The sequence below is a fragment of the Streptomyces sp. NPDC022910 genome (genome assembly GCF_055561075.1).
This window is the reverse complement of the sequence record NZ_JBVHHL010000002.1, coordinates 327,379-338,258: the sequence shown is the minus strand read 5'-3', so window position 1 is coordinate 338,258 and position 10,880 is coordinate 327,379. Positions and strand designations below refer to the sequence as shown.

At 70.4% G+C, this 10,880-nt stretch carries 7 protein-coding genes; 3 read left to right on the top strand and 4 right to left on the bottom strand.

Going from position 1 to position 10,880, the window contains the following annotated elements:
- Positions 1-629: DUF6444 domain-containing protein (locus ACZ3TS_RS03360; RefSeq protein WP_467613364.1), on the bottom strand; the 629-nt coding region annotated here is incomplete at its 3' end.
- Positions 630-712: 83 nt separating this feature from the next.
- On the opposite strand from ACZ3TS_RS03360, the gene ACZ3TS_RS03355 reads away from it, so the two are divergent.
- Together ACZ3TS_RS03355 and ACZ3TS_RS03350 are read left to right on the top strand one after the other, a co-directional pair.
- Positions 713-1,768, top strand: coding sequence for an acyl-CoA dehydrogenase family protein (locus tag ACZ3TS_RS03355; RefSeq protein ID WP_467613378.1), 1,056 nt, complete (start codon positions 713-715; stop codon positions 1,766-1,768).
- Positions 1,768-2,727 carry an acyl-CoA dehydrogenase family protein gene (locus ACZ3TS_RS03350; RefSeq protein WP_467613362.1) on the top strand — a complete coding sequence of 320 codons (960 nt, stop codon included), beginning with the start codon at positions 1,768-1,770 and terminating at the stop codon, positions 2,725-2,727. Before ACZ3TS_RS03355 ends, ACZ3TS_RS03350 begins: the two co-directional genes overlap by 1 nt.
- Before the next feature lie 48 nt (positions 2,728-2,775).
- Here the strand turns inward: ACZ3TS_RS03350 and ACZ3TS_RS03345 are convergent, their stop codons facing one another.
- A complete protein-coding gene (locus tag ACZ3TS_RS03345) occupies positions 2,776-3,495 on the bottom strand; it encodes a vWA domain-containing protein (RefSeq protein ID WP_467613360.1) in 720 nt (239 codons plus the stop codon).
- A 145-nt stretch (positions 3,496-3,640) separates the two neighbouring features.
- On the opposite strand from ACZ3TS_RS03345, the gene ACZ3TS_RS03340 reads away from it, so the two are divergent.
- The gene (locus ACZ3TS_RS03340; protein WP_467613359.1) at positions 3,641-4,552 is read left to right on the top strand and encodes a rhomboid family intramembrane serine protease; all 912 of its coding nucleotides are present in this window, start codon (positions 3,641-3,643) and stop codon (positions 4,550-4,552) included.
- 127 nt (positions 4,553-4,679) lie between these two features.
- Here the strand turns inward: ACZ3TS_RS03340 and ACZ3TS_RS03335 are convergent, their stop codons facing one another.
- The gene (locus ACZ3TS_RS03335; protein WP_467613357.1) at positions 4,680-6,143 is read right to left on the bottom strand and encodes a glutamate synthase subunit beta; all 1,464 of its coding nucleotides are present in this window, start codon (positions 6,141-6,143) and stop codon (positions 4,680-4,682) included.
- Positions 6,136-10,731 carry a glutamate synthase large subunit gene (gene gltB, locus ACZ3TS_RS03330; protein WP_467613355.1) on the bottom strand — a complete coding sequence of 1,532 codons (4,596 nt, stop codon included), beginning with the start codon at positions 10,729-10,731 and terminating at the stop codon, positions 6,136-6,138. Before gltB ends, ACZ3TS_RS03335 begins: the two co-directional genes overlap by 8 nt.
- Between the last annotated feature and the right edge of the window lie 149 nt (positions 10,732-10,880).

Genomic DNA, 10,880 nt, shown 5'->3' with positions numbered 1-10,880 from the left:
AGAGCCCTGATCAGGTTCACCGAGTCGGCGACCAGCTCGGCGGCCTCACCCAGGAGGGAGGCGACCCAGCCGGTGGACACCTCAGCCCCGGTCACGTCCGTGATCAGCTGGGCGGTCCGCTCGACGGGGACGTGCTGGAAGACCAGCAGGTAGACGGCCAGGGCCCGCAGGTTCGCACCGTAGGAGGAAGGCGAGCCGGCCACGCCCTCGGGCATCGCGGACGTGGTGACCGTGCCGCACGCACACCGGCAGCGATGCGCCCGGTGCTCGGTGACCGTCACGGTGACCAGGGGGATGTCGCGGACCTGACGGCGCTCGAAGCCGATGCTGTCGCTCTCGCTCAGCGCGCTGCCACAGCTGCTACAGGCGACGGGCAGGTGGTCTGCGGTGACATCGGGCTCAGCGACCATGGCCAGTCCGGCGCCGCCCGCACCGGGCTGACGCCCCCGCTTGCGCCCGCTCTTGGCCTGCGGCTTCTTCACCGGCCGTCCGAACGTGTCCGAGGACGGCGGCATCGAGGAGTTACCCGAGTTGCGGCCCAGCCGCCGCTCCAGCTCCGCGACCCGCGCGGTCAACCGCTCGTTCGCAGCGGCCAACTCCTCGTTCTGCCGCTGGAGCAGCCCGATCAACGCGAGGAGATCCTCACGCGACGCAGACTCCCACCCCGACGACATGACCACGGATCCTGCCGCACCCACCCGCGACCTGTCACATCGTCAGGAGCCATGCAGGTCACCGACCTTCTGAATGCTTACCGTGGGAGGCCGAACTCGCCGCGGACCGCTGGTCGGTGGTCTCGTGGCCACGCGCGTACGGCGGACGCGACGCGGGGCTGGTGCGCTGGCTCATCTTCGAGGAGGAGTACTACGCGGCGGGCGCGCCGGGTCGCGTCAGCCAGAACGGCATCAGCCTGCTCGCGCCGACCCTGTTCGACCACGGCACCGAGGAGCAGCGCGCCAGGGTGCTTCCGCCGATGGCCACCGGCGAGGTGATCTGGGCGCAGGCCTGGTCGGAGCCCGAGGCCGGCTCCGACCTGGCCTCCCTGAGGTCCAAGGCCGTGCGGACGGGGGGTGGTTTGCTGCTCAGGGGTCAGAAGACCTGGTCGTCACGGGCGGCCTTCGCCGACCGCGCGTTCGGGCTGTTCCGCAGCGATCCGCAGGCGCCGAAGCCCCACCAGGGGCTCATTTGCCTCATGTTCGACCTGCGCGCGCCCGGGGTGACGGTCCGGCCGATCGGCCGTCTCGACGGCAGGCCGGCCTTCGCCGAACTGTTCCTGGACGACGCCTTCGTCCCGGACGAGGACGTGATCGGCGAGCCGGGCCGCGGCTGGCGGGTCGCGATGGCGACGGCGGGCAACGAGCGCGGGCTCACCCTCCGCTCCCCCGGCCGCTTCCTCGCCGCCGCCGATCGGCTGCTGCACCTGTGGCGGGAGCACGGCAGCCCGGCCTCGGTGGGCGACCGGGTGGCCGACGCGCTCATCGGCGCCCGCGCCTACCAGCTCTTCACCTACGCGGGCGCCTCCCGCTTCCTCGACGGTGAGCCGATGGGCCCGGAGTCCAGCCTGAACAAGGTCTTCTGGTCCGAGTACGACATCGCGCTGCACGAGACGGCGCTCGATCTGCTGGGCGCGGAGGGCGAGCGGGCGGACGGCGACTGGGCCGAGGGCTATGTCTTCTCCCTGGCGGGCCCCCTCTACGCCGGCACCAATGAGATCCAGCGCGACATCATCGCCGAGCGTCTGCTCGGCCTGCCGAAGGGCCGCCGCTGATGCGTTTCCTGCCGACCGACGAACAGCGCGCGTTCGCCCGCTCGTTGGACGCGCTGCTGACCGCCGCCGGCACGACGTCGGCCGTCCGGTCGTGGAGCGCCGGCGACCACACGGCCGGGCGGGCGCTGTGGTCCCGGATCGCGGAGGCGGGGGTCTTCGCGCTGGCGGTTCCGGAGGCGTACGAGGGAGTGGGCCCGCTGCCCCTGGAGCTCGCACTGGCATTCGTGGAGCTGGGACGCCACGCGGTGCCGGGCCCCGTGGTGGAGACGGTGCTCGCGGCGGCCCTGCTCGCCAAGGTGCCCGAGCAGGCCGAGCGGCTGCTGCCCCAGCTGGCCTCCGGCAAGGCGGTGGCCACGGTGGGCGCACCGTACGCGCTGGACAGGGACGCGGCCGACGTCGTCCTCGCGCTCCGGGGCCCGCAGGTGTGGCTGGCGCCCGGCTGCCGAGCGGAGACCAGGCCGTCGCTGGACCCGGCCCGCCGGCTCGCCACCCCGCTCCCCGGCGGGGAGCTGCTGGCCGCCGCCGTCGCCCCGGACGCCCTGACCTGGGCACGTCTGGCCACCGCCGCCCAAGCCCTCGGCGTCGGTCTCACGCTCCTCGACACAACCGTCGCCTACGTCAAGCAGCGCGTTCAGTTCGGTGTGCCCATAGGCTCGTTCCAGGCGGTCAGGCATCGACTGGCCGACGCGAAGATCGCCTTGGAGTTCGCGCGCCCCCTGCTCTTCGGTGCCGCACTGACGATGACCCCGGCGGACGTCGCCGCCGCCAAGGTCGCGGCCTGCGAGGCGGCGTACACGACCGCCCGGACCGCGCTCCAGCTGCACGGCGCGATCGGCTACACCGCCGAGTACGACCTGTCCCTCTGGCTCACCAAGGCCCACGCGCTGCGGGCGGCGTGGGGCGCGCCGTCCGAGTGCCGGGCCGCCGTCCTCAGCGGCGGTGCTCACCCTCACTCGTGAGGGCCCGACACGGCGGCGCCACGCCGTTCGCATCGACGAGCGGCGTGATCAGGCCACGATCCCCTTGGCCCGCGCCGCCGCCAGCCACTGCGGGAACTCGCCCACCAGCCGGTCGTACAGCTCGGCGTCGGACACCTTCCGCGGATCGGAACCGGCGTGGAAGAACCCCGCGTTGTCGACGACCCGTTTCTGCGGTACCGCCAGCTCGTCGAGCTTGCGCAGAAACTCGAACTGCCTGCTGCCGGGGTCTCCGAACCCTATGAACTGCCAGAACATCGGCAGCTTGGCCGCCTTGCACAGGTACCGCTCCGCGGCGAGCTTGTTGATGGGGCCGCCGTCGGTCTGGAAGAAGACGAGGGCGGGATCCTTGGAGCCGCTGTCGAGGTAGTGATCGATGACGGCGTCCATCGCCAGGTGGTAGCTGGTCTTGCCCATGTGCCCGAGGCCCGCCACGATCCGCTCGATGCGCCCCTGGTGGTCGGCGAGGGATATGCCGGTGACGGCGTCGATGTCCGTCGAGAAGAAGACGACCGGCACGCTCCCGTCGTCGTCGAGGTGCGCGGACAGCCCGAGCACCCGGTCGGCGAGCGCCTGCACGCTGCCGTCCTTGTAGTACGGCTTCATGGACCCCGAGTAGTCGACGACCAGGTAGACGGCGGCCCGCTGCCCGCCCAGCCCGTGCTCGGTGAGGGACACCCCGGCGCTCTTGTACAGGCTGACCAGCGCGGGTGCGGTCTCCTCGACCTTGCGGAGACTGATCGCGGCCATGCGGACTCCCTTGGGCTGTGAGGAGGGGAGGCCGACGTTACGCCACCACTCCCCCTCATTGATCACTTTCCCCGCGAGTTCGCTATTTTGTTCGCCGCCGTCCCCACCGGCTCGTCACCCACCATCCCCGTTCGAGGAGCCGGCCGTGGAGTCCGAGTCCGCCGTCACCACCTGCTACCGCCACCCCAAGGTGGAGTCCTATGTCCGCTGCACCCGCTGCGACCGCTACATATGCCCGGACTGCATGCGCGAGGCAGCCGTCGGCCACCAGTGCGTGGAGTGCGTCAGGGAGGGCGCGCGGTCGATCCGTCAGGCACGCACGGCGTTCGGCGGCCGGATCACGGCGGCGCCGGTGCTGACGTACATCCTGATCGGCGTCAATGTCCTCGCCTGTCTCGGCGAGTGGGTGCGCCCGGCGATCGTGGACCGGTTCGCGATGCTGGGCGCGGTGCTGAAGGGGCCGGACGGCGGGCAGTACCTGTGGCAGTACCCGTACCCCTCGGAACTGCACGCCGAGGGTGTCGTCGGCGGACAGTGGGAACGGCTGCTGACCGGCGCGTTCCTGCACCTGCCGCCCACCCAGGGGACGTTCGGGATCCTGCACATCGTGATGAACATGGTGTCGCTGTGGAACATCGGCCGGGTGGTGGAGGCACAGCTGGGCCGCGTCCGCTACCTCACGCTCTATCTTCTGTCGGCCCTCGGCGGCTCGGTGCTCGTCCTGCTGATCGCGCCGGACACCCCGACCGTCGGCGCGTCCGGCGCGATCTTCGGGCTGGGCGCCGCGTACTACGTCATGGCCCGCCGTCTCGGCGCCGACATGAGCACAGTCAACCGTTTCATGGGCGGCCTGCTGGTGTGGCTGCTGATCTCCGCCGGTCTCACCTCCTGGCAGGGACACCTCGGCGGGCTGCTGGCAGGCGGGGTGGTGACGCTGGCGTACGCGTACGTCCCCCGGGGCCCGCGCCGCGGCCTGATCCAGGCGGCCGCCTGCGTCGGACTCCTGGTGCTGCTGGTGCTGCTGACAGTGGGCAAGGTGACGGAACTGACGGCGTGAGCCGACGGACGTGCGGCGGCGCCTGCCCAGTCGTCCGGTCGGGGACTGGCGGGCAGGCGCCGTCTGGTGTTCCGTACGCCTTTGTACGGGACGTAGGTGAGTGACCGTCAGCTCACGCCGGGGTGCCTCAGACCATCAGTGAACGGTCCGTCGGGCGGATCGGTGCCGGCAGGTCGCTGACGCCCGTGAGGAGTCGGTCGACGCCGCGTGCCGCGGAGCGGCCCTCGGCGATCGCCCACACGATCAGGGACTGGCCGCGGCCGGCGTCGCCCGCCACGAACACGCCCGGCACGTTCGTCTGGAAGTCGGCGTCGCGCGCGATGTTGCCGCGCTCGTCGAGCTCCAGGCCGAACTGCTCGACCAGGCCGTTCTGCTGGTCGGTGCCCGTGAAGCCCATCGCCAGCGTCACCAGCTGCGCCGGGATCTTCCGCTCGGTGCCCGGCTTCTGGGTCAGCTTGCCGTCCACGAACTCGACCTCGGCGAGGTGCAGCCACTGCACGTTGCCGTCCTCGTCGCCCTCGAAGTGGGTCGTTGAGGCCGAGTAGATGCGCTCGCCGCCCTCCTCATGGGCCGAGGTGACCTTGTAGAGGATCGGGAAGGTCGGCCACGGCTGGGAGACCGGGTGCCGCTCGTCGTTCGGGCGGGGCATGATCTCCAGCTGAGTGACGGAGGCCGCGCCCTGGCGGTGGGCGGTGCCCACGCAGTCCGCGCCCGTGTCACCGCCGCCGATCACGATCACGTGCTTGCCCTCGGCCGAGATGGGCGCGGTGACGTAGTCGCCCTCCTGGACCTTGTTGGCCAGCGGCAGGTACTCCATGGCCTGGTAGACGCCCTTGAGCTCGCGGCCGGGGACCGACAGGTCGCGGGCGGTGGTGGCACCGGCAGCGATGACCACGGCGTCGTACCGCTTGCGCAGGTCCGTCGCCTTGAGGTCGCGGCCGATCTCGATGCCGGTGCGGAAGCGGGTGCCCTCCGCGCGCATCTGCTCGATACGGCGGTTGATGTGCCGCTTCTCCATCTTGAACTCGGGGATGCCGTAGCGGAGCAGACCGCCGATGCGGTCCGCGCGCTCGTACACCGCGACCGTGTGGCCCGCCCGCGTGAGCTGCTGGGCGGCGGCCAGGCCGGCCGGGCCGGAGCCGATGACCGCGACCGTCTTGCCCGACAGGCGCTCGGGGGCCTGCGGCTTCACGTCACCGCTGTCCCACGCCTTGTCGATGATCGAGACCTCGACGTTCTTGATGGTGACCGGCGGCTGGTTGATGCCGAGCACGCACGCCGACTCGCAGGGAGCGGGACACAGGCGGCCCGTGAACTCCGGGAAGTTGTTCGTGGCGTGCAGCCGCTCGGACGCCTCGGTCCAGTCCTCGCGGTACGCGTAGTCGTTCCACTCGGGGATCAGGTTCCCCAGCGGACAGCCGTTGTGACAGAACGGGATGCCGCAGTCCATGCACCGGCTGGCCTGCTTGCTGATGATCGGCAGCAGCGAGCCGGGAACGTAGACCTCGTTCCAGTCCTTGACGCGTTCACCCACCGGGCGGGACTTGGCGACCTCGCGGCCGTGGTTCAGAAAGCCCTTGGGATCAGCCATTGGTCGCCGCCTCCATCATCTTCTCGGTGATCTCGGTCTCGGAGAGACCGGCTCGCTCGGCGGCGTCCTTGGCGGCGAGCACTGCCTTGTACGTGCTGGGGATGATCTTGCTGAAGCGGTCCACGGAGACGGACCACTCGGCAAGGAGCTTCTCGGCGACCGTGGAGCCGGTTTCCTCGGCGTGGCGGCGCACCACGTCGTGCAGCCACTGCTTGTCGGCGTCGTCCAGGGCCTCGATGGAGCCCTGGTTGCCGGCGTTGACGCTGTCCCGGTTCAGGTCGACGACGTAGGCGATGCCGCCCGACATGCCGGCCGCGAAGTTGCGGCCCGTCTCGCCGAGCACGACCGCGCGGCCACCGGTCATGTACTCGCAGCCGTGGTCACCCACGCCCTCCGACACCACGACGGCACCGGAGTTGCGGACGCAGAACCGCTCGCCCGTACGACCGCGCAGGAACAGCTCACCGGCGGTGGCGCCGTACGCGATGGTGTTGCCCGCGATCGTCGAGTACTCGGCGAGGTGGTCCGCCGTGCGGTCCGGGCGCACGATGACCCGGCCGCCGGACAGGCCCTTGCCGACGTAGTCGTTGGCGTCGCCCTCCAGGCGCAGCGTGACGCCGCGCGGCAGGAAGGCGCCGAAGGACTGGCCCGCCGAACCCGTGAAGGTGATGTCGATCGTGTCGTCGGGCAGACCCGCGCCGCCGAACTTCTTCGTCACCTCGTGGCCGAGCATGGTGCCGACCGTGCGGTTGATGTTGCGGATCGCGACCTGGGCACGCACCGGCTGGGCGTCGGCCTGGGAGTTCGCGGCCAGCGCGTCGGCGGCAAGCTTGATCAGCTCGTTGTCGAGCGCCTTCTCCAGGCCGTGGTCCTGCGCGACGACCTGGTGGCGCACCGCGCCCTCGGGCAGCTCGGGCACGTGGAACAGCGGCTCCAGGTCCAGGCCCTGCGCCTTCCAGTGGTCGACGGCGCGGGTCACGTCGAGCGCCTCGGCGTGGCCGACGGCCTCCTCGATGGAGCGGAATCCCAGCTCCGCGAGCAGCTCACGGACCTCCTGGGCGATGAACTGGAAGAAGTTCACGACGAACTCGGCCTTGCCGGAGAAGCGCTCGCGCAGCACCGGGTTCTGCGTGGCGATGCCGACCGGGCAGGTGTCCAGGTGGCACACGCGCATCATCACGCAGCCGGAGACGACGAGCGGCGCGGTCGCGAAACCGAACTCCTCGGCGCCGAGCAGCGCGGCGATGACCACGTCACGGCCGGTCTTCAGCTGGCCGTCGGTCTGGACGACGATGCGGTCGCGCAGGCCGTTGAGCAGCAGGGTCTGCTGGGTCTCGGCGAGGCCGAGCTCCCAGGGACCGCCGGCGTGCTTCAGCGACGTCAGCGGCGAGGCGCCGGTGCCTCCGTCGTGGCCGGAGATGAGGACGACGTCCGCGTGCGCCTTCGACACACCCGCGGCCACCGTGCCGACGCCGACCTCCGACACCAGCTTCACGTGAATCCGCGCCTGCGGGTTCGCGTTCTTCAGGTCGTGGATCAGCTGGGCCAGGTCCTCGATCGAATAGATGTCGTGGTGCGGCGGCGGGGAGATCAGGCCGACACCGGGGGTCGAGTGCCGGGTCTTGGCCACCCACGGGTAGACCTTGTGACCGGGCAGCTGACCGCCCTCGCCGGGCTTGGCGCCCTGGGCCATCTTGATCTGGATGTCGTCCGCGTTGACCAGGTACTCGGAGGTCACACCGAAGCGGCCGGAGGCGACCTGCTTGATCGCCGAGCGGCGCGCCGGGTCGTACAGGCGGTCCGGGTCCTCGCCGCCCTCACCGGTGTTGGACTTGGCGCCCAGCTGGTTCATGGCGATGGCGAGCGTCTCGTGGGCCTCCTTGGAGATGGAGCCGTACGACATGGCGCCCGTGGAGAAACGCTTGACGATCTCGGAGACCGGCTCGACCTCGTCGATGGAGATCGGTGCGCGGTCCGACGTGAAGCGGAACAGGCCGCGCAGCGTCATGAGGCGCTCGGACTGCTCGTTCACGCGCTCGGTGTACTTCTTGAAGATGTCGTAGCGGCCGGTGCGCGTCGAGTGCTGGAGGCGGAAGACGGTCTCCGGGTCGAACAGGTGCGGCTCGCCCTCGCGGCGCCACTGGTACTCGCCGCCGATCTCCAGCGCGCGGTGCGCGGGAGCGATGCCGGAGGCCGGGTAGGCCTTGGCGTGGCGGGCGGCGACCTCCTGGGCGATGACGTCGATCCCGACACCGCCGATCTTGGTGGCCGTGCCGTTGAAGTACTTGTCGACGAAGGCCTCGTCGAGACCGACGGCCTCGAAGACCTGGGCGCCCCGGTAGGAGGCGACGGTCGAGATGCCCATCTTCGACATGACCTTCAGGACGCCCTTGCCGAGCGCGTAGATCAGGTTGCGGATGGCCTTCTCGGACTCGACACCCGGCAGGAACGTCCCCGCACGGACCAGGTCCTCGACGGACTCCATCGCCAGGTACGGGTTGACCGCCGCGGCGCCGAAGCCGATGAGCAGGGCCACGTGGTGGACCTCGCGGACGTCGCCGGCCTCGACCAGGAGGCCCACGTGGGTGCGCTCCTTGGTACGGATGAGGTGGTGGTGGACGGCCGCGGTGAGCAGCAGCGACGGGATCGGCGCGTGCTCGGCGTCGGAGTGGCGGTCGGACAGGACGATCAGGCGGGCGCCGTTGTCGATGGCGGCGTCGGCCTCGGCACAGATCTCCTCCAGGCGCGCGGCGAGGGCGTCACCACCGCCGGAGACCCGGTACAGGCCGGACAGCGTGGCGGCCTTCATACCGGGCATGTCGCCGTCGGCGTTGATGTGGATGAGCTTGGCCAGCTCGTCGTTGTCGATCACGGGGAAGGGCAGCACGACGCTGCGGCAGGAGGCCGCGGTCGGCTCGAGCAGGTTGCCCTGCGGGCCCAGCGACGAGCGCAGGGAGGTGACCAGCTCCTCGCGGATCGCGTCCAGCGGCGGGTTGGTGACCTGCGCGAACAGCTGGGTGAAGTAGTCGAAGAGAAGGCGCGGGCGATCGGACAGCGCGGCGATCGGCGAGTCGGTGCCCATGGAGCCGATCGGCTCGGCGCCGGCCTTGGCCATCGGCGCGAGGATGACGCGCAGCTCCTCCTCGGTGTAGCCGAAGGTCTGCTGGCGGCGGGTGACCGAGGCGTGCGTGTGCACGATGTGCTCGCGCTCGGGCAGGTCACTCAGCTCGATCTCGCCGACCTCCAGCCATTCCTGGTACGGCTGCTCGGCGGCGAGGGTCGCCTTGATCTCGTCGTCCTCGATGATGCGGTGCTCGGCGGTGTCGACGAGGAACATGCGGCCGGGCTGCAGCCGGCCCTTGCGGACGACCTTGGAGGGGTCGATGTCGAGGACGCCGACCTCGGAGCCGAGGACGACGAGGCCGTCGTCGGTGACCCAGTAGCGGCCGGGGCGCAGACCGTTGCGGTCGAGCACGGCGCCGACCTGGGTGCCGTCGGTGAAGGTGACGCAGGCGGGGCCGTCCCAGGGCTCCATCATCGTGGAGTGGAACTGGTAGAACGCGCGCCGGGCCGGGTCCATGGAGTCGTGGTTCTCCCACGCCTCCGGGATCATCATCAGCACGGAGTGCGGCAGGGAGCGGCCGCCGAGGTGCAGAAGTTCGAGCACCTCGTCGAAGGAGGCGGAGTCGGACGCCTCCGGCGTACAGATCGGGAAGATCCGGTCCAGCTTCTCCTGGGGGCCGAACAGGTCGGAGACCAGCTGCGACTCGCGGGCGCGCATCCAGTTGCGGTTGCCCTTGACCGTGTTGATCTCGCCGTTGTGCGCGACGAAGCGGTACGGGTGGGCGAGCGGCCAGCTCGGGAACGTGTTCGTGGAGAAGCGCGAGTGGACCAGCGCGATGGCCGTGGCGAAGCGGCGGTCGGACAGGTCCGGGAAGAAGGGCTCCAGCTGGCCGGTGGTCAGCATGCCCTTGTAGACGATCGTGCGCGCGGACAGCGACGGGAAGTACACGCCGGCCTCGCGCTCGGCGCGCTTGCGCAGCACGAAGGCCCTGCGGTCGAGGTCGATGCCCTTCGACTCGCCGTCGGTCACGAAGACCTGACGGAAGGCGGGCATCGTCGAGCGGGCGGTGGCGCCGAGCAGCTCGGGGGCGACCGGGACCTCGCGCCAGCCAAGGACGGTCAGGCCCTCGTCCGCGGCGATCGTCTCGATCTGCGAGACGGCCTCGGCGGTGTCGTCCTCGGGCAGGAAGGCGATACCAACGGCGTACGCACCCGCCTCGGGCAGTGGGAATCCGGCCACCTCGCGGAAGAAGGCGTCGGGAACCTGGGACAGGATGCCGGCACCGTCACCCGAGTCGGGCTCGGAGCCGGTGGCACCGCGGTGCTCCAGGTTGCGCAGAACGGTGAGCGCCTGCTCGACCAGCGCATGGCTCGCCTCGCCGGTGAGGGTGGCCACGATGCCGACGCCGCACGCGTCGTGCTCGTTGCGGGGGTCGTACATACCCTGCGCAGCAGGGCGAGCATCCATGAACGACCAGTTCCGGCCATTCGCAGAGTGCTGGGACGGCTGGCGCGTCGTACGCATCGGCTCTCCCGTCGTCGTCAGTGGCATATGCAAGTGCCGAGGGACGACGCTGGCCCTCTGCGTGGAGTGCAAAATTTCGTGCAGGTTACATGATGAAGCGGTTCTCGGGAACCGGATAGGCCGTTCCAACATGCGGACATCACCAGGGC

Bases quoted from the DNA above. Each gene is read 5' to 3' on its own strand.
- ACZ3TS_RS03350 (WP_467613362.1), top strand. From the start codon at position 1,768: ATGCGTTTCCTGCCGACCGACGAACAGCGCGCGTTCGCCCGCTCGTTG.
- ACZ3TS_RS03345 (WP_467613360.1), bottom strand. From the start codon at position 3,495: ATGGCCGCGATCAGTCTCCGCAAGGTCGAGGAGACCGCACCCGCGCTG.
- ACZ3TS_RS03335 (WP_467613357.1), bottom strand. From the start codon at position 6,143: ATGGCTGATCCCAAGGGCTTTCTGAACCACGGCCGCGAGGTCGCCAAG.
- gltB (WP_467613355.1), bottom strand. From the start codon at position 10,731: ATGCGTACGACGCGCCAGCCGTCCCAGCACTCTGCGAATGGCCGGAAC.